This is a genomic window from Pseudomonas sp. Pseusp49 (assembly GCF_059491875.1).
The window spans coordinates 6450590-6468275 of record NZ_CP168514.1 but is presented as its reverse complement, the minus strand read 5'-3'; the positions used below and the strand labels follow the sequence as shown (position 1 = coordinate 6468275).

General features: G+C 61.0%; 16 protein-coding genes. 12 read left to right on the top strand and 4 right to left on the bottom strand.

All coding sequences use genetic code 11. The features are described 5' to 3' along the window. The first annotated feature begins 135 nt into the window (after positions 1-135). The 4 genes from ACEN83_RS28940 to ACEN83_RS28925 all read left to right on the top strand — a co-directional run bounded on the left by ACEN83_RS28940 (position 136) and on the right by ACEN83_RS28925 (position 4417). Complete coding sequence (locus ACEN83_RS28940) at positions 136-1530, top strand: FAD-binding oxidoreductase (RefSeq protein WP_495579023.1); 1395 nt, start codon at positions 136-138, stop codon at positions 1528-1530. A gap of 40 nt (positions 1531-1570) precedes the next feature. After that, positions 1571-2236 (top strand): fumarylacetoacetate hydrolase family protein, encoded by a 666-nt coding sequence (locus ACEN83_RS28935; RefSeq protein ID WP_015097256.1) that lies wholly within the window; start codon positions 1571-1573, stop codon positions 2234-2236. A gap of 144 nt (positions 2237-2380) precedes the next feature. Further along, positions 2381-3307, top strand: coding sequence for an SdiA-regulated domain-containing protein (locus tag ACEN83_RS28930; RefSeq protein WP_495579022.1), 927 nt, complete (start codon positions 2381-2383; stop codon positions 3305-3307). A gap of 192 nt (positions 3308-3499) precedes the next feature. Then, positions 3500-4417: an SdiA-regulated domain-containing protein gene (locus ACEN83_RS28925; RefSeq protein ID WP_495579021.1), complete on the top strand. Its 918-nt coding sequence runs from the start codon at positions 3500-3502 to the stop codon at positions 4415-4417. 146 nt (positions 4418-4563) lie between these two features. On the opposite strand, the gene rpiA is transcribed toward ACEN83_RS28925, so the two are convergent. Beyond that, a complete protein-coding gene (rpiA, locus tag ACEN83_RS28920) occupies positions 4564-5238 on the bottom strand; it encodes a ribose-5-phosphate isomerase RpiA (RefSeq protein WP_015097253.1) in 675 nt (224 codons plus the stop codon). A 222-nt stretch (positions 5239-5460) separates the two neighbouring features. On the opposite strand from rpiA, the gene ilvA reads away from it, so the two are divergent. Continuing rightward, positions 5461-6975: a threonine ammonia-lyase, biosynthetic gene (gene ilvA, locus ACEN83_RS28915; RefSeq protein ID WP_007976404.1), complete on the top strand. Its 1515-nt coding sequence runs from the start codon at positions 5461-5463 to the stop codon at positions 6973-6975. 39 nt (positions 6976-7014) lie between these two features. Further along, entirely contained in the window at positions 7015-7440 is a 426-nt protein-coding gene (locus ACEN83_RS28910; RefSeq protein WP_104450181.1) for a DUF2269 domain-containing protein, read from the top strand. Positions 7441-7518: 78 nt separating this feature from the next. On the opposite strand, the gene ACEN83_RS28905 is transcribed toward ACEN83_RS28910, so the two are convergent. After that, complete coding sequence (locus ACEN83_RS28905) at positions 7519-8175, bottom strand: histidinol-phosphatase (protein WP_495579020.1); 657 nt, start codon at positions 8173-8175, stop codon at positions 7519-7521. 143 nt (positions 8176-8318) lie between these two features. Between ACEN83_RS28905 and ACEN83_RS28900 the strand changes: the two genes are divergently transcribed. Both ACEN83_RS28900 and ptsP read left to right on the top strand, forming a co-directional pair. Next, positions 8319-8798: an RNA pyrophosphohydrolase gene (locus ACEN83_RS28900; RefSeq protein ID WP_003229203.1), complete on the top strand. Its 480-nt coding sequence runs from the start codon at positions 8319-8321 to the stop codon at positions 8796-8798. Between the two features lie 22 nt (positions 8799-8820). Beyond that, positions 8821-11103 carry a phosphoenolpyruvate--protein phosphotransferase gene (ptsP, locus tag ACEN83_RS28895; RefSeq protein WP_495579019.1) on the top strand — a complete coding sequence of 761 codons (2283 nt, stop codon included), beginning with the start codon at positions 8821-8823 and terminating at the stop codon, positions 11101-11103. Between the two features lie 72 nt (positions 11104-11175). Here ptsP and ACEN83_RS28890 read toward each other — a convergent pair whose 3' ends face one another. Next, positions 11176-11922 carry an NRDE family protein gene (locus tag ACEN83_RS28890; RefSeq protein WP_495579018.1) on the bottom strand — a complete coding sequence of 249 codons (747 nt, stop codon included), beginning with the start codon at positions 11920-11922 and terminating at the stop codon, positions 11176-11178. A 134-nt stretch (positions 11923-12056) separates the two neighbouring features. On the opposite strand from ACEN83_RS28890, the gene ACEN83_RS28885 reads away from it, so the two are divergent. From ACEN83_RS28885 to ACEN83_RS28875, 3 genes are all read left to right on the top strand, one after another. Continuing rightward, complete coding sequence (locus ACEN83_RS28885) at positions 12057-12839, top strand: sulfite exporter TauE/SafE family protein (RefSeq protein WP_104450179.1); 783 nt, start codon at positions 12057-12059, stop codon at positions 12837-12839. A 97-nt stretch (positions 12840-12936) separates the two neighbouring features. Further along, positions 12937-13749 carry a prolipoprotein diacylglyceryl transferase gene (gene lgt / locus ACEN83_RS28880; RefSeq protein WP_007976415.1) on the top strand — a complete coding sequence of 271 codons (813 nt, stop codon included), beginning with the start codon at positions 12937-12939 and terminating at the stop codon, positions 13747-13749. Between the two features lie 49 nt (positions 13750-13798). Next, positions 13799-14770, top strand: a complete 972-nt coding sequence (locus ACEN83_RS28875) for a thymidylate synthase (protein WP_154909952.1) — start codon at positions 13799-13801, stop codon at positions 14768-14770. 106 nt (positions 14771-14876) lie between these two features. Here the strand turns inward: ACEN83_RS28875 and cadR are convergent, their stop codons facing one another. Next, complete coding sequence (gene cadR, locus ACEN83_RS28870; protein ID WP_495579017.1) at positions 14877-15326, bottom strand: Cd(II)/Pb(II)-responsive transcriptional regulator; 450 nt, start codon at positions 15324-15326, stop codon at positions 14877-14879. Between the two features lie 93 nt (positions 15327-15419). Between cadR and ACEN83_RS28865 the strand changes: the two genes are divergently transcribed. Further along, positions 15420-17684, top strand: a complete 2265-nt coding sequence (locus ACEN83_RS28865) for a heavy metal translocating P-type ATPase (RefSeq protein ID WP_495579016.1) — start codon at positions 15420-15422, stop codon at positions 17682-17684. Positions 17685-17686: the final 2 nt, after the last annotated feature.

The window sequence follows — 17686 nt, the reverse complement described above, 5'->3', positions numbered from 1 at the left end:
AAAGCCGTGCCGCAGAATAGCCGTTGGGCACTATGCTGCGGGGTCGGTATGCTAGCATATGCGCCCCGCTAAACACTCATTCCTGCGACGTGAAGCGTTCTCAGGATGACCATGAATTGTTCGAGAGTTCTGTCGATGACCAATCCTGCCTTGATTGAAGAGCTGAAGACCCTGGTTGAGCCTGGCAAGATGCTGACCGATGCCGACTCCCTGAATGCTTACGGTAAGGATTGGACCAAGCATTTCGCTCCGGCCCCGACCGCCATCGTGTTCCCCAAGACCACCGAACAGGTCCAGGCCATTGTCCTGTGGGCCAACAAGCACAAAGTGGCGCTGGTGCCGTCCGGCGGCCGTACGGGGCTGTCCGCTGCTGCCGTGGCGGCCAATGGCGAAGTAGTCGTGTCGTTCGACTACATGAACCAGATCCTCGACGTGAACCTCACTGACCGCACCGCCGTTTGTCAGCCGGGTGTGGTCACCGAGCACCTGCAGAACGTGGCCGAAGAAAACGGCCTGTACTACCCGGTGGACTTCGCTTCGGCAGGATCGAGCCAGATTGGCGGCAATATCGGCACCAATGCCGGCGGGATCAAGGTGATTCGCTACGGCATGACCCGTAACTGGGTCGCCGGCATGAAAGTCGTCACCGGCAAGGGCGACGTGCTGGAGCTGAACCGCGACCTGATCAAGAACGCCACCGGCTACGACATGCGCCAGCTGTTCATCGGGGCTGAAGGCACACTCGGGTTCGTGGTCGAAGCGACCATGCGCCTCGATCGCGCGCCGAAAAACCTGACGGCGATGGTCCTCGGCACCGCCGATTTCGACTCGATCATGCCGGTGCTGCACGCCTTCCAGAGCAAACTCGACCTGACCGCCTTCGAATTCTTCTCCGACAAGGCCCTGGCCAAGGTCATGGCCCGTGGTGACGTGCCGGCGCCGTTCGAGTCCGACTGCCCGTTCTACGCGCTGCTGGAATTCGAAGCGACCACCGAAGAAGTGGCTAACCACGCCCTGGAAACCTTCGAGCACTGCGTCGAGCAGGGCTGGGTGCTGGACGGCGTGATGAGCCAGAGCGAAACCCAGTTGCAAAACCTGTGGAAGCTGCGCGAATACATCTCCGAAACCATCTCCCACTGGACGCCGTACAAGAACGACATTTCGGTCACCGTATCGAAAGTCCCGGCGTTCCTGAAGGAAATCGACGCGATCGTCGGCGAACACTACCCGGATTTCGAAATCGTCTGGTTTGGCCACATCGGCGACGGCAACCTGCACTTGAACATCCTCAAGCCGGATAACCTGAGCAAGGACGAGTTCTTCGCCAAGTGCGCCACCGTCAACAAGTGGGTGTTCGAAACCGTCGAGAAGTACAACGGTTCGATTTCCGCCGAGCACGGCGTGGGCATGACCAAGCGGGATTACCTGACCTACAGCCGTTCGCCGGTCGAGATCGAGTACATGAAAGCGGTCAAGGCAGTGTTCGACCCGAACGGCATCATGAACCCAGGCAAGATCTTCGCGGTTTGAGCTGCAAACCTTACGCACCCTTGAAGGCAGGAGACGGTAAATGAGCTATCAGCACCAGTATGTCGACGGTACGCGTATTCATTTCCCGTTGGGGAAAGTGGTGTGCATCGGCCGCAACTACGCCGAACACGCCAAGGAACTGGATAACCCGGTGCCGACCGAGCCGCTGCTGTTCATCAAACCGGGCAGTTGCGTTGTGCCGCTGGAAGGTGGTTTCAGCATTCCCACCGAGCGCGGCTCGGTGCACTACGAAGCGGAGATCGCGGTGTTGATCGGCAAGCCGTTGTCGACCAGGCCGAGCCGTGAAGAAGTGCTCGACGCCATCTCCGGTTTCGCCCCGGCCCTGGACTTGACCCTGCGCGACAAGCAGGCCGAGCTGAAGTCCAAGGGTCTGCCGTGGGAAATCGCCAAGTCATTCGACGGTGCGGCGGTGATTGCTCCGTTCGTGTCAGGCAGCACCTTTGCCGACCTGACCGACATCGGCATCCGCCTGACCATCAACGGCGAAGTGCGCCAGGACGGCAACAGCAGCGCAATGCTCAACCCGATCGTGCCGATGATCCAGCACATGGCCGGTTGCTTCTCGTTGCAGGCCGGGGATGTGATCCTCACCGGCACGCCAGTGGGCGTCGGTCCGCTGAATGTCGGTGACGAGATCGTCCTGGAACTCCCGGGCGCCAGCCGCTTCACCAGCAGCGTTCGCTGATCTACCCCTGCTCCTGTGGGAGCTGGCTTGCCAGCGAAGAGGCCTGGACATTCAGCATCCATGTTGACTGTTACACCGCTTTCGCTGGCAAGCCAGCTCCTACAGCTATTACCCCTAGCCTGAATTTCTGGAACGCATTCCCCAATGGCCACTCCTCCGCTATCCACGCTTAAACCTGCACGTCGCTCTCGCTTCAGCCTGCGTTGGCACACCTGGCTGCTACTGGTGGCCGTTGTCGCCTACGGCGTTGCATTTGCCATGCACTGGGATGCGCGGGGCGTGCTCTGGGTGAAAGAGCAATTCAAAAGCCCGGCCGAGCGTCAGGCCAGTGTCTGGCTGCCGGACTATCGGGCGGTGATCGATGCCAAGCCGTTGCCGGGCATGGAGAAGGACGAAGCATCGGACGTGGCCTATGACCCTCAGACCAAGACCCTGTTTTCGGTCATGGGCAAGAACCCCTTCCTGGTCGAGTTGAACCTGCAGGGTGATGTGCTGCGCAAAATGCCATTGGTCGGCTGGAGCAACCCTGAGGGCGTCACCGTGCTGGGCGACGGCCGACTGGCCATTGTCGATGAGCGCGAGCATCTGATCGCTATCGTCAAGGTCGATGCCGACACCCGCGAACTGAACATCTCCGACTTCCCGAAATACGACCTCGGCCCTTCCAAAGATCAGAACAAAGCCTTTGAGGCTGTCACCTGGGATCCGGGCAATCAGCAACTGGTGTTGGGTGAAGAGCGTCCGCCGGCATTGTTTGCCTGGAAGGGTGACGGCAAGGTCCTGACCGGCGACAAGCTGAAACTGGCCAGTCATGCGCTGGACATGCGCAACCTGTCGGCGCTGGCCATCGACCCGCGGACCGGCCACATGCTGGCGCTGTCCGCCGACTCGCACCTGTTGCTGGAGCTGGACAAGAATGGCGAGCAGGTCAGTTTCATCACCCTGTTGGGCGGCTTCAACGGCCTGAAAAACACCATTCCGCGCGCCGAAGGCGTGACCATGGATGAAGCGGGTACGCTGTACATGGTGAGTGAGCCGAACCTGTTTTATCGCTTCGAAAAACAGAGGTAATGCCTCTGTAGGAGCTGCCGCAGGCTGCGATCTTTTGATCTTTAGCGATCTGGTGGACGCCAAAGTCAAAAGATCGCAGCCTGCGGCAGCTCCTACGTTGATTGCGTATGCGTAAAAGGCCCGCGGCCATTAAGCTTCAGTTCAGACGGGCGTGATATTTCATCCGCCTGTTTTGACCCTGAGCCCAGCCGAATGCGTCGATTTGCCCGCCCCAAATCCCTGATTCTGATCCTGTCGGTGATCTCGCTGATCGCCCTGGTTGCGCTCGGCCAATACCTGCGTCTGTTCGAGCGTGCCTGGTTCAATCTGCATACGCTGTGGCAGCCGGTGAGTTCCCAGGGCATGGGCCTTGATCAATACCGGGTCGTGACCGAGGCGCAGGTGATCGATGGCCTGGCGGACAATGTTTCAGCGTTGACCTACGATCCGGTGCGCAAAAGCCTGTTCACCGTCACCAACAAGCACAGCGAGCTGATCGAGTTGTCCCTCGATGGCAGGATTTTGCGCCGTGTGGCGCTGGTCGGTTTCGGCGATCCGGAGGCGGTGGAGTTCATCAGTGAGGATGTCTATGTGGTCACTGATGAAAGCCAGCAGCGGCTGATCAAGATTCGTCTGGAGCAGGACACCACTTTCGTCGATGCGGCAGACGCCGAGCAGATGACCATTGGCGTCCACATGGGCGGCAACAAGGGTTTCGAGGGCCTGGCTTACGATTCTGTGGGCAAGCGCCTGTTCGTCGCCAAGGAGCGCAACCCGATGCTGATCTACGAGGTGCACGGTTTCCCGCGCTTCAATCCTGAAGAATCCTACTCGATACATGTGATCAACGACCCCAAGCGTGATGCCGGGATGTTTGTGCGGGATCTTTCGAGCCTGCAATACGACGAGCGCAGCGGGCATTTGCTGGCGCTGTCGGATGAGTCGCGGTTGATCCTGGAGCTGGATGTGAGCGGGCGTCCGCTGAGCACAATGTCGTTGGGCAAGGGGCGTCAGGGCCTGCAAAACACCGTGCCGCAAGCGGAGGGGATCGCCGTGGACGACGACGGTACGCTGTACCTTGTCAGCGAGCCGAACCTGTTCTACGTCTTCAAGAAACCCACGCAACTCTAACCGACACCACAAAACAAATGTGGGAGCGGGCTTGCTCGCGAAGGGGCCGTGTCAGTTGACATCTCAATCGACTGACACGGCCCCTTCGCGAGCAAGCCCGCTCCCACAGGTATTTCATCTGTCCACAAATATGTGGAAGGCCTGACTCACTCGGCGCGCAGGGTCTTCACACCTTCGCTGGTACCCAGCAGCAACAGATCCGCCGGACGCGCCGCGAACAAACCATTGGTGACCACGCCGACGATCGCGTTGATCTGTGTCTCCAGCTCCACCGGGTTGGTGATCTGCATGTTGAACACATCGAGGATGATGTTGCCGTTGTCGGTCAGCACGCCTTCGCGGTAGACCGGGTCGCCACCGAGCTTCACCAGTTCGCGGGCCACATGGCTGCGGGCCATCGGGATGACTTCCACCGGCAGCGGGAAAGTACCGAGGACCGGCACCAGTTTGCTGGCATCGGCGATGCAGATGAAGGTCTTGGCCACGGCTGCGACGATCTTCTCGCGGGTCAGGGCGGCGCCGCCACCCTTGATCAGGTTCAGGTGCTCGTCGCTTTCATCGGCGCCGTCGACATAGAACTCCAGGTCGCTGACGGTGTTCAGTTCGTAAACCGGAATCCCGTGGCCCTTGAGGCGCGCGGCAGTGGCTTCGGAACTGGCGACGGCGCCATCGAATGCGCCCTTGTGCTGGGCCAGGGCATCGATGAAGCAGTTGGCGGTGGAGCCGGTGCCGACCCCGACGATGCTCTTGTCGTCGAGTTTCGGAAGGATGAAGTCGACGGCGGCCTGGGCCACTGCCTGTTTGAGTTGATCCTGGTTCATGCGGGCTCCGGAGTGCCGAGGAGGGAACGAAAGGCCGGCATTATAGGCTTCGGGGCAGGGAAGGTCATTGCCCGATTGGCAGGTCAAAACACTGAACCTGTAGGAGCTGCCGAAGGCTGCGATCTTTTCACTGGCTTAAAACCACCTGTTTAGTGTGGTCGCCCGCCCAAAATGCGGGTTAGACTCCTTGGTCCCGCCCAACCCGCTCAGTGATGCTTTCCGATGCTTGAACAGTACGTCAAAAAGATCCTCACCTCGCGCGTTTATGACGTTGCCGTAGAAACCCCGCTGCAGTCTGCCCGCCAGCTTTCCGAGCGGCTGGGCAACAGCATTTGGCTCAAGCGCGAAGACTTGCAGCCGGTGTTCTCCTTCAAGATTCGCGGCGCCTACAACAAGTTGACCCAGTTGAGCGACGAAGAGCGCGCCCGCGGCGTAGTGACGGCTTCGGCGGGCAACCATGCGCAAGGCCTGGCCCTGGCGGCGAAGGTGCTGGGTGTGAAGGCGACCATCGTCATGCCCAAGACCACCCCGGAGATCAAGGTCGAAGGCGTGCGCTCGCGCGGCGGTAAAGTGGTGCTGCACGGCGATTCGTTCCCGGAAGCCCTGGCCTACTCGCTGAAACTGGTCGATGAAAAAGGCTACGTCTACATTCACCCGTACGACGATCCTCACACCATTGCCGGGCAGGGCACCGTGGCGATGGAGATTCTGCGCCAGCACCCGCAGCCACTGGATGCGATTTTCGTCCCGGTGGGCGGTGGCGGCCTGATTGCCGGCATTGCGGCGTACGTGAAATACCTGCGCCCGGACATCAAGATCATCGGCGTCGAGCCGGATGACTCCAATTGCCTGCAAGCCGCCATGGCGGCGGGCGAGCGTGTGGTGTTGCCGACCGTGGGCATCTTCGCCGACGGTGTTGCGGTGGCTCAGATCGGTCAGCACACCTTTGACATCTGCAAGGATCATGTCGATGAAGTGATCACCGTCAGCACCGATGAAATCTGTGCTGCCATCAAGGATATCTACGACGATACCCGCTCGATCACCGAACCTGCCGGCGCCTTGGGCGTGGCCGGGATCAAGAAATATGTCGAGCAGCGTGGCGTCAGCGGTCAGACCTTCGTGGCCATCGACTCCGGGGCCAACGTCAACTTCGACCGCCTGCGCCATGTCGCCGAGCGTGCGGAGCTGGGCGAGGGCCGTGAAGCGATCATCGCCGTAACCATTCCCGAGAAGCCGGGCAGCTTCAAGGCGTTCTGCGAAGCCATCGGCAAGCGCCAGATCACCGAATTCAACTACCGCTACAACACCGGCAGCGAAGCGCACATCTTTGTCGGCGTGCAGACCCACCCGGAAAACGACCCGCGCAGCGCCCTGATCGCCAGTCTGAGCGAGCAGGGTTTCCCGGTACTGGACCTGACCGACAATGAACTGGCCAAGTTGCACATCCGCCACATGGTCGGCGGGCGTGCGGCGCATGTGGTCGACGAAGTGATCCTGCGTTTCGAATTCCCGGAGCGTCCGGGGGCGTTGTTCAACTTCCTCAACAAGCTCGGCGGGCGCTGGAACATCTCGATGTTCCATTACCGCAACCATGGCGCGGCGGATGGCCGTGTCGTCGCGGGCCTGCAAGTGCCCCACGACGAGCGCCACCTGGTGCCGGCGGCACTGGAAGAAATCGGTTACCCGTACTGGGACGAAAGCGACAACCCGGCCTATCAGCTGTTTCTTGGCTGAGGGGCTACGCTGTTGGGCAGGTCATAAGGAAATCGAACAATGGAAACGTTAACTGCCCTGAAAGCGGCGCACATGGTGGCAACCGTTGTACTGCTGGCGTGTGCGCTGGGTCTGGGCGTCTGGGTTTTGCTGGCGCGGCGCAAGGGTGATGCGACGGCGGGAAGCCGCACCCTGCAACGGCCGCGTGTATTTGTCTGGCTGTTGATGGGGCTGGCGCTGCTGAGCATGCCGTTTACCGGCTGGTGGATGGTGCACCTGGTGGGCTGGCCGCTGGGTCAGACCTGGTTGCTGGCCTCCAGTGTGCTCTACACCGTGGCGGCACTGGCGTGGTTCTGGCTGCTGGTGCGGCTGAACAAGCTGCGTAAAGCGCCGGGTGGCGTGGGGAAGTTCACCTTTGCCCTGGCGTTGTTCAGTTTTGTCTGTTTTGTTGCCATTGCGGGGTTGATGGGAGCGAAGCCGGTTTAGCCCGAAAAGATCGCAGCCTTCGGCAGCTCCTACAGGGGAAACCTGTAGGAGCCGCCGAAGGCTGCGATCTTCTGATCTTCAGTCGCGCAACGAAATTACCGGCCAGCCACGCTTCTCAGCCTCGGCCCGCAGATTCGGGTCGGGATCAACCGCCACCGGATTCGTCACCTGCTCCAGCAGCGGCAAATCATTCATCGAGTCGCTATAGAAGTAGCTGTCTTCCAGTGTAAACCCGGTTTCTTCCAGCCAGCGATTCAACCGCGTCACCTTGCCTTCGCGGAAGCACGGCACGTCGGTGCTGCGTCCGGTGTAGCGGCCTTCGAGCATTTCGCATTCGGTGGCGATCAGGGTTTCGACGCCCAGGCGCTCGGCAATCGGCCCGGTGACGAAGCGGTTGGTGGCGGTAATGATCACCAGTTTGTCGCCGGCGTCGCGGTGCTTGGCCAGCAGTTCAATGGCCTTGGGCAGCACGATCGGTTCAATGCAGTCGCGCATGTAGTCGCTGTGCCACTGATCCAGCGTAGCCATTTCGGTGCGCCCGAGGACTTCCAGGCAGAAGTTCAGGTAAGCAGCGTTATCCAGTTTGCCGGCCAGGTAATCCTGGTAGAACTCATCGTTGCGTGCCTTGTAGGCGACGGCGTCGAGAAAGCCGCGCTCGCACAGGTAATCGCCCCAGGCGTGATCGCTGTCACCGCCCAGAAGGGTGTTGTCCAAATCGAATAAAGCCAGGCGCATTGCAGTTACCCGCTGAAAAGTCAGTAAAAAGGCGACAAGAATACGGTCTTTTCACAAGAGTGCACATAAGGTAGGAACCTTCGTTGCCGCCTTAACAACCTTTGTGGAACAATGCGGCGACATGCGTTTGCGAGGTTGTTGCCGTGATCGACCCCGATGGTTTTCGCCCCAATGTCGGGATCATTCTGACGAATGACGCCGGCCAGGTGCTATGGGCTCGCCGAATCAATCAAGATGCCTGGCAGTTTCCACAGGGAGGAATCAACCCCGAAGAGACGCCGGAAGACGCCTTGTACCGCGAGCTGAACGAAGAAGTAGGCCTGGAGCGCGAAGATGTTGAAATTCTCGCCTGCACCCGGGGCTGGTTGCGCTATCGTTTGCCGCAACGTCTGGTACGTACCCACAGCCAACCGCTGTGCATCGGCCAGAAACAGAAATGGTTTCTCCTGCGCCTGATCTCCAACGAGCAGCGGGTGCGGATGGATTTGACCGGTAAACCGGAGTTCGATGGCTGGCGCTGGGTCAGCTATTGGTATCCGTTGGGCCAGGTGGTGACATTCAAGCGCGAGGTGTATCGACGCGCTCTCAAAGAGCTTGCCCCGCGCCTTTTAGCGCGCGACTGACGACGGAGTTCGACCCCGAGCCATGCTCAATACGCTGCGCAAGATCGTCCAGGAAGTTAACTCCGCCAAGGATCTCAAGGCGGCGTTGGGGATTATTGTGTTGCGCGTCAAAGAGGCCATGGGCAGCCAGGTCTGCTCGGTCTACCTGCTTGACCCCGAGACCAACCGCTTCGTGCTGATGGCCACCGAGGGCTTGAACAAGCGCTCGATCGGCAAAGTCAGCATGGCACCCAACGAAGGTCTGGTTGGCCTGGTCGGTACGCGCGAAGAACCCCTGAACCTCGAAAACGCTGCGGACCACCCGCGCTACCGCTACTTCGCTGAGACCGGTGAAGAGCGCTTCGCCTCATTCCTCGGGGCGCCGATCATTCACCACCGCCGCGTTGTCGGCGTGTTGGTCATTCAGCAAAAAGAACGGCGCCAGTTCGATGAAGGTGAGGAAGCCTTCCTCGTGACCATGAGCGCGCAACTCGCCGGCGTTATCGCCCACGCTGAAGCCACCGGCTCGATCCGTGGCCTCGGTCGTCAGGGCAAAGGCATCCAGGAAGCCAAGTTCGTCGGCGTGCCGGGTTCGCCGGGTGCGGCAGTGGGCACGGCGGTGGTCATGCTGCCGCCGGCCGACCTGGACGTGGTGCCGGACAAGACCATCACCGACATCGACGCCGAACTCGGGCTGTTCAAGACCGCCATCGAAGGTGTGCGCGCCGACATGCGCGCGTTGTCGGCCAAGCTTGCCACGCAGTTGCGCCCGGAAGAGCGCGCCTTGTTCGACGTCTATTTGATGATGCTCGACGATGCCGCGCTGGGCAGCGAAGTCACCACGGTGATCAAGACCGGTCAGTGGGCCCAGGGCGCGTTGCGCCAGGTGGTCACCGATCACGTCAACCGTTTCGAATTGATGGACGACGCCTACCTGCGTGAGCGCGCCTCGGACGTCAAGGACCTCGGCCGGCGCTTGCTGGCCTATTTGCAGGAAGAGCGCCAGCAAACCCTGGTCTACCCCGACAACACCATCCTGGTCAGCGAAGAACTGACGCCGGCGATGCTCGGCGAGGTGCCGGAAGGCAAGCTGGCCGGCCTGGTGTCGGTGCTCGGTTCCGGTAACTCCCACGTCGCCATCCTCGCCCGCGCCATGGGCATCCCGACCGTGATGGGCCTGGTCGACCTGCCGTACTCCAAGGTCGACGGCATCCAGATGATCGTCGACGGCTACCACGGCGAGGTCTACACCAACCCGAGTGACGTGCTGCGCAAGCAGTTCGCCGAAGTGGTCGAGGAAGAGAAGCAACTGGCCCTCGGGCTGGATGCGCTGCGCGATCTGCCGTGCATCACGGTCGACGGCCACCGCATGCCGCTGTGGGTCAACACCGGCCTGCTGGCGGACGTGGCGCGGGCGCAGAAGCGCGGTGCCGAAGGCGTGGGCCTGTACCGCACCGAAGTACCGTTCATGATCAACCAGCGTTTCCCGAGCGAAAAGGAACAACTGGCGATCTACCGCGAACAACTGGCCGCGTTCCACCCGCAACCGGTGACCATGCGCACCCTGGACATCGGTGGCGACAAGTCACTGTCGTACTTCCCGATCAAGGAAGACAACCCGTTCCTCGGCTGGCGCGGCATTCGCGTCACCCTCGACCACCCGGAAATCTTCCTGGTGCAGACCCGTGCCATGCTCAAGGCCAGCGAAGGCTTGAACAACCTGCGCATTCTGCTGCCGATGATCTCCGGTATTCATGAATTGGAAGAAGCGCTGCACCTGATCCACCGCGCCTGGGGCGAAGTGCGCGACGAAGGCAGTGACGTGCCGATGCCGCCGATTGGCGTGATGATCGAGATCCCCGCGGCGGTGTACCAGACCAAGGAACTGGCGCGGCAGGTGGACTTCCTGTCGGTCGGTTCCAACGACCTGACCCAATACCTGTTGGCCGTGGACCGCAACAACCCGCGGGTCGCCGATCTTTACGACTACCTGCACCCGGCGGTGCTTCAGGCCTTGCAGAACGTCGTGCGTGACGCCCATGCCGAAGGCAAGCCGGTGAGCATCTGCGGTGAAATGGCCGGTGACCCGGCGGCGGCGGTGCTGTTGATGGCGATGGGTTTCGACAGCCTGTCGATGAACGCCACCAACTTGCCGAAGGTGAAGTGGATGCTGCGCCAGATCAACCTGAGCAAGGCCAGGGAATTGCTGGCCGAGCTGATGACCATCGACAACCCGCAGGTTATCCACAGCTCGCTGCAACTGGCGCTGAAGAATCTCGGGTTGGCGCGGATGATCAATCCGGCGGCGATCAAGGCGCCGCTCTGAAAAGATCGCAGCCTGCGGCAGCTCCTACAGTGTGCATCAAACCCTGTAGGAGCTGCCGAAGGCTGCGATCTTTCAGATTTTGATCTCCACTTCCCCAAGATGCCCGCCATACGGCCCGAAACTGCGTTCGACGATATGCCGCGTGCCATCCGCCTGCACAACCAACGCCGTGCTCGCCCGCGTCCCATAACTCTGGCTGGCAATGAACACACTCGACAGCAACGTCTCGGTCGCCAGCCCCACGCCGGTATCCGGCAACTCGGCAAACGGCGCGGTCTGCGCATCGCTCAATAACGCCAGCAGTGCCTGAGGCTGCGGGTCATCCAGCACCTCGCTCAACGCCGCCCTGGCCTTGAGCAGCTTTGGCCAGGGCGTATCCAGCCCGGCATTGGATAACCCGTAGACCCCTGGGGCCAGCATGACGGCTTCCGACTCCCGTTGATTGAAGTGCCAGAGCTCATGGGGATTGCCGACCAGCAGGTTAAAGCCACCATACTCCAGCGAACGGTCGACAACGTCGGCTAAATAGTCGTCAATTGTCAGCTCCCCGGTGAGAAAGCGCGCGACCAGCTCCCCACGAGACTTGCGCCCTGGCGGTCGGTGGGGGTCGCGGATGTTGGTCAGCGCCGCAAAACGTCCGTTGGCACCGACACCGAGCCAGGTGCCGCCGGCCTCGAGGTCACGCCCCGCGTGCACGTGCGGCGCTTCGGGCCATGGCGCCAGAGGGAGGCTAGGGCGGGCGTAGAATTCATCGCGATTGGCCGCCACGACCAGCGGCTGGGCATGGCCCGGTCGCCAGGCAAAAACAATCAGGCACATAAGGCTGTCCTTGTGTGTTTTTTGCCCACTCTACGCAGACATCGCTCATCGATCCATCGCCTTGCACAGTGGAGCTTGAGGCCATGCATCCGTTACCATGCCGCTCCGGTTTTGGGGATGCGGGCGGGACAACCATGGAATTTCTGCTCTATCTGGCGCTCGGCGCCTGTGCAGGTGTGCTTGCCGGGCTGTTTGGCGTGGGTGGCGGGATCATCATCGTCCCGGTGCTGGTGTTCAGCTTCAAGGCCCAAGGGTTCGATCCGTCGATCCTCACGCACCTGGCGGTGGGGACGTCCCTGGCGACGATCATCTTTACCTCGGTCAACGCGGTACGCGAACATCACCGCCGTGGCGCCGTGCGTTGGCCGATCTTCATGTGGATGACCGTCGGCATTCTGATCGGTGCCGGGTTCGGCGCCTTGACGGCGGAAGCGATTTCCGGCCCCAACCTGCAGAAACTCATTGGTGTATTCGCCCTGGTGATCGCCGCTCAACTGGCACTGGACGTCAAGCCCAAGGCCAGCCGAACCGTGCCGGGCAAACTCGGTCTGACCGTGGCCGGCAGCGTAATTGGCTGGGCCTCGGCGATTTTCGGCATTGGCGGCGGTTCGTTGACCGTGCCATTCCTGACCTGGCGCAGCGTACCGATGCAGCAAGCCGTGGCCACTTCATCGGCCTGCGGTCTGCCGATTGCCCTGGCCAGTGCATTAAGTTTCATGATTCTGGGCTGGCACGATCCGTTGCTTCCGGCCCATAGTCTCGGTTTTGTTTATTTGCCTGCGCTGCTGGGCATTGCCCTGACCAGCATGGTGTTCGCCCGTTTGGGCGCGCGACTGGCCCACAGGTTGTCGCCGAAGTTGCTGAAAAGGCTGTTTGCCGCTTTGCTGTTCTGCGTCGGCCTGAACTTTCTAGTCTGAAGCATCTGCTCTGACGCACAGCGCAATCCTGGCTTAATCCTGAGGTGGCAGCGTCGCCCGGGAATTTTTAAGATTTGAACTCTAACGAGGAGTCGCAATGCTGCCTTACCCGCAGATCGACCCGGTGGCCCTGGCCATCGGTCCGCTGAAAATCCACTGGTACGGCCTGATGTACCTGATCGGCATCGGCGGCGCCTGGCTGCTGGCCTCCCGCCGGTTGAACCGCTTCGACCCGACCTGGACCAAGGAGAAGCTCTCCGACATGGTGTTCTGGATGTCGATGGGGGTGATCGTCGGCGGACGCCTGGGTTATGTGCTGTTCTACGACCTGAGCGCCTATCTCGCCAACCCGACGCTGATTTTCGAAGTGTGGAAGGGCGGCATGTCGTTTCACGGCGGTTTCATCGGCGTGATGCTGGCGGCGTTGTGGTTCGGTAAGAAGAACAACAAGTCGTTCTTCCAACTGATGGATTTCGTTGCGCCGATGGTGCCGATTGGCCTGGGGGCCGGGCGTATCGGCAACTTCATCAATGCCGAGCTGTGGGGCAAGCCGACCGACGTGCCGTGGGCGATGATCTTCCCGCCGTTCAGCGACCCGGCGCAGTTGCCGCGTCACCCCTCGCAGCTGTACCAGTTCGCCCTCGAAGGTGTGGCGCTGTTCCTGATCCTCTGGCTGTTCTCGCGCAAGCCGCGGCCGACCATGGCGGTATCGGGGATGTTCGCGCTGTTCTATGGCATCTTCCGTTTCATCGTCGAATTCGTCCGCGTACCGGACGCGCAGCTGGGCTATCTGGCCTGGAACTGGCTGACCATGGGCCAGGTGCTGTGCCTGCCGATGATCGTCGGCGGTCTGGTGCTGATCTGGCTGGCGTATCACCGCGCCCCGGCAACGCCAGCGGCAGCCGTATAAAATTCGAACCCCGCAGCGAAGGCTGCGGGTTCAAGGACACAGGTAACTCATGAAGCAATATCTCGAACTGGTCGCCCACGTCATCAAGAACGGCACCAAGCAGGCCAACCGTACCGGCGTGAACACCATCAGCTTTCCCGGTGCGATGCTGCGTTATGACCTGCAGGAAGGTTTCCCGGCGATCACCACGCGCAAGATGGCCTTCAAATCGGCCATCGGCGAAATGTGCGGATTCCTGCGTGGCGTGAACAACGCTGCCGAATTCCGTGCCCTGGGCTGCAAGGTCTGGGACCAGAACGCCAACGAAAACGCCCAGTGGCTGGCCAACCCGTTCCGCCAGGGCGAAGACGACCTTGGCGAAATCTACGGCGTGCAATGGCGCAAATGGCCGGCGTACAAGCAGATTCCGCTCAGCAACCCGGCCGCCATCGAGCAGACCCTGAAGCAAGGCTACCGCCAGATTGCCGAAGGCGAGGAAGACGGGCAGGCCTATGTGGTGCTGTACAAGGCCATCGACCAGGTGCGCCAGTGCGTCGACACCATCATCAAGGACCCGGGCAGCCGTCGCATCCTGTTCCACGGCTGGAACTGCGCCCAGCTTGATGAAATGGCCTTGCCGCCGTGCCACCTGCTGTACCAGTTCCATCCGAATGTCGAGACCAAAGAGATCTCCTTGACCCTCTACATCCGCTCCAACGACCTGGGCCTGGGCACGCCGTTCAACCTCACCGAAGGCGCCGCGCTGCTGAGCCTGATCGGTCGCCTGACCGGCTATACGCCACGCTGGTTCACCTATTTCATCGGTGATGCGCACGTCTACGAGAACCACCTGGACATGCTCAACGAGCAGCTCAAGCGCGAGCCGTTCCCGATGCCGAAACTGGTGATTTCCGACCGTGTGCCGGAGTTTGCCAAGACGGGTGTGTATCAGCCGGAATGGCTGGAACTGGTCGAGCCGGGCGACTTCTCGCTGGAAGGCTACGAGCACCACGCGCCAATGACCGCACCGATGGCGGTCTAACGCTTACGCATCCCCCTGTAGGAGCTGCCGCAGGCTGCGATCTTTTGATCTTTTACAATCAAGATCAAAAGATCGCAGCCTGCGGCAGCTCCTACAGGGGATCGTGTTAGTGGCCGTGGCTACGGCCGACATGGGAATGTTCAGCCTCTGTCGCCACAACCCCGCCGCTCACTTCCAACTGCTGCAAAATCCCGCATTGATCGATACCCGGCCCCTCGCCGCAGCGTTGGCGCAGGTCGAGCAGTTGTGCCTGCAAGGCCAGCAGGCCGTCGATCCGCGATTTGACGTGGTGGATGTGTTCGTCGATCAGTGCATTGACGCTTTCGCACTGGTCCTGTGGACTGTCGCGAAATGCCAGCAGGCTGCGGATTTCCTCGAGGGTCATGTCGAGGGTGCGACAGTTGCGGATGAAGGTCAGGCGCTCGGCGTGGGCCTGGGTGTAGACGCGATAGTTGCCGTCACTGCGGGCCGGTTCCGGCAGAAGGTTCTCGCGCTCGTAGTAACGGATCGTCTCTACGGCGCAGTCCGTGAGTTTCGCCAATTCTCCAATCTTCATGACGACAATCTCCAAAACTCCAAAATGGGTGCTTGACCCTGTAGTGGCTACAGGGTCTTTACTGGGCAACAGGCACTCTTATGGACGCAACCAATGAGCGATTCTCAGCATACCCACAAACCTGCGGCCGAACATGAAATCGGCGTTAAGCTCCGGCCCTTGCCCAAGCATGACCATGGCGGTCACGGCGACACTTGCTGTTCATCAAGAACGGCAGCGCCTGCGCGGGTCACGCTGAGCGAATCGCCGACGGCGGGTGCCCGTCTGAGCAGCTTTCGCATCGAGGCGATGGACTGCCCGACCGAGCAGACGCTGATCCAGAACAAGCTAAGCAAGCTGACAGGCGTGCAGCAGCTGGAGTTCAATCTGATCAACCGGGTGCTCGGCGTGACCCACGATTTGCCAGGCACCGAGCCAATCATCGAGGCGATCAAGTCCCTGGGCATGCACGCCGAACCGCTGGAGCAGGGGGGGACTGAAACACCGGCAGCAAAACCCGACAGGAAGCACTGGTGGCCGTTGGCGTTGTCCGGTGTGGGCGCATTGCTGGCGGAAGTCATCCACTTCACCGCGACCGCGCCTGATTGGGTGGTCGCGGTCATTGCGCTGGTGTCCATCCTCAGCGGCGGTCTCGGCACCTATAAAAAGGGCTGGATCGCGCTCAAGAACCTCAATCTGAACATCAACGCACTGATGAGCATTGCCGTCACCGGCGCCGTCCTGATCGGTCAATGGCCGGAAGCGGCGATGGTGATGTTCCTGTTCACCGTGGCCGAGCTGATCGAGGCTCGCTCTCTGGATCGTGCGCGCAATGCCATCGGTGGGCTGATGCAGATGGCGCCGGAGCAGGCGACGGTGTTGCAGGCCGACGGCAGTTGGGTCGAGCAGGATGTCAAAATCATCGAAATCGGCGCTCGGGTGCGTGTGCGTCCCGGCGAACGCATTGGTCTGGACGGCGAAGTGCTGTCCGGGCGTTCGACCATCGATCAGGCGCCCATTACCGGGGAAAGCCTGCCGGTAGAGAAAACCGTCGGCGACAAAGTGTTCGCCGGCACCATCAATCAGGCCGGTTCCCTTGAGTACGCGGTCACTGCCGCCGCGGATAATTCGACCCTGGCACGCATCATCCACGCCGTTGAACAGGCCCAGGGCGCGCGAGCGCCGACCCAGCGATTCGTCGATCAGTTTTCGAAAATCTACACCCCGGCAGTATTTGTCCTTGCGCTGGCCGTGGCGGTCATCCCACCGCTGTTCATGGGCGCGTTGTGGTTCGACTGGATTTACCGGGCGCTGGTGCTGCTGGTGGTGGCGTGCCCGTGCGCGCTGGTGATTTCCACGCCGGTGACCATCGTCAGCGGCCTCGCGGCGGCGGCGCGCAAAGGGATCCTGGTCAAGGGCGGCGTCTATCTGGAGGGCGGTTACAAGCTCGACTACCTGGCCCTGGACAAGACCGGCACCATCACCCACGGCAAGCCGGTGCAGACCGATTACCTGTCGCTGGACCCGACCGCCGATGCATCGGCGCCAGCCATTGCCGCCGCGCTGGCCGGGCGCTCGGATCACCCGGTTTCCCTGGCCATCGCCAAAGCGGCTGTGGATAACCAAAGCACGACGCTGATTGTGGATAACTTCGAAGCCCTGGGCGGGCGCGGTGTGCGCGGCGAGATCAACGGCCAGCTCTACCACTTGGGCAACCATCGTCTGGTGGAGGACCTGGGGCTGTGTTCGCCAGCACTGGAAGAGAAACTGTTTGCCCTGGAAAAGCAGGGCAAGTCGGTGGTGCTGCTGCTTGATTCGTCAGGTCCTTTGGCACTGTTCGCTGTCGCCGATACGGTAAAGGCGTCCAGTCGCGAAGCCATCGAGCAACTGCATGACCTGGGCATCAAAACCCTGATGCTCACCGGCGACAACGTTCACACCGCGCAGGCCATTGCCGCGCAGGTCGGCATCGACGAAGCCAGGGGCGACCTGTTGCCGGGGGACAAATTGCAGTCTATCGAGGCCCTTTATGCCCAGGGGCACCGGGTCGGCATGGTCGGCGACGGCATCAACGACGCGCCTGCACTGGCGCGTTCCGAGATCGGTTTCGCCATGGCCGCCGCAGGCACCGATACCGCGATAGAAACCGCCGATGTCGCCCTGATGGACGATGATCTGCGCAAAATCCCGGCATTCATTCGCCTGTCGCGGCAGACGTCGAGCATTCTCAAACAGAACATCGCCCTGGCGTTGGTCATCAAGGCGATCTTTCTTGGGGTAACCTTCGCCGGGGTCGCTACCATGTGGATGGCAGTGTTCGCCGACATGGGCGTGAGTTTGCTGGTGGTGTTCAACGGTTTGCGCCTGCTGCGCAAATAAAG

Excerpts from the sequence above, each read along its gene's own strand:
- ACEN83_RS28940 (WP_495579023.1), top strand. The coding sequence starts at position 136 with ATGACCAATCCTGCCTTGATTGAAGAGCTGAAGACCCTGGTTGAGCCT.
- ACEN83_RS28935 (WP_015097256.1), top strand. The coding sequence starts at position 1,571 with ATGAGCTATCAGCACCAGTATGTCGACGGTACGCGTATTCATTTCCCG.
- ACEN83_RS28930 (WP_495579022.1), top strand. The coding sequence starts at position 2,381 with ATGGCCACTCCTCCGCTATCCACGCTTAAACCTGCACGTCGCTCTCGC.
- ACEN83_RS28925 (WP_495579021.1), top strand. The coding sequence starts at position 3,500 with ATGCGTCGATTTGCCCGCCCCAAATCCCTGATTCTGATCCTGTCGGTG.
- rpiA (WP_015097253.1), bottom strand. The coding sequence starts at position 5,238 with ATGAACCAGGATCAACTCAAACAGGCAGTGGCCCAGGCCGCCGTCGAC.
- ilvA (WP_007976404.1), top strand. The coding sequence starts at position 5,461 with ATGCTTGAACAGTACGTCAAAAAGATCCTCACCTCGCGCGTTTATGAC.
- ACEN83_RS28910 (WP_104450181.1), top strand. The coding sequence starts at position 7,015 with ATGGAAACGTTAACTGCCCTGAAAGCGGCGCACATGGTGGCAACCGTT.
- ACEN83_RS28905 (WP_495579020.1), bottom strand. The coding sequence starts at position 8,175 with ATGCGCCTGGCTTTATTCGATTTGGACAACACCCTTCTGGGCGGTGAC.
- ptsP (WP_495579019.1), top strand. The coding sequence starts at position 8,821 with ATGCTCAATACGCTGCGCAAGATCGTCCAGGAAGTTAACTCCGCCAAG.
- ACEN83_RS28890 (WP_495579018.1), bottom strand. The coding sequence starts at position 11,922 with ATGTGCCTGATTGTTTTTGCCTGGCGACCGGGCCATGCCCAGCCGCTG.
- ACEN83_RS28885 (WP_104450179.1), top strand. The coding sequence starts at position 12,057 with ATGGAATTTCTGCTCTATCTGGCGCTCGGCGCCTGTGCAGGTGTGCTT.
- lgt (WP_007976415.1), top strand. The coding sequence starts at position 12,937 with ATGCTGCCTTACCCGCAGATCGACCCGGTGGCCCTGGCCATCGGTCCG.
- ACEN83_RS28875 (WP_154909952.1), top strand. The coding sequence starts at position 13,799 with ATGAAGCAATATCTCGAACTGGTCGCCCACGTCATCAAGAACGGCACC.
- cadR (WP_495579017.1), bottom strand. The coding sequence starts at position 15,326 with ATGAAGATTGGAGAATTGGCGAAACTCACGGACTGCGCCGTAGAGACG.
- ACEN83_RS28865 (WP_495579016.1), top strand. The coding sequence starts at position 15,420 with ATGAGCGATTCTCAGCATACCCACAAACCTGCGGCCGAACATGAAATC.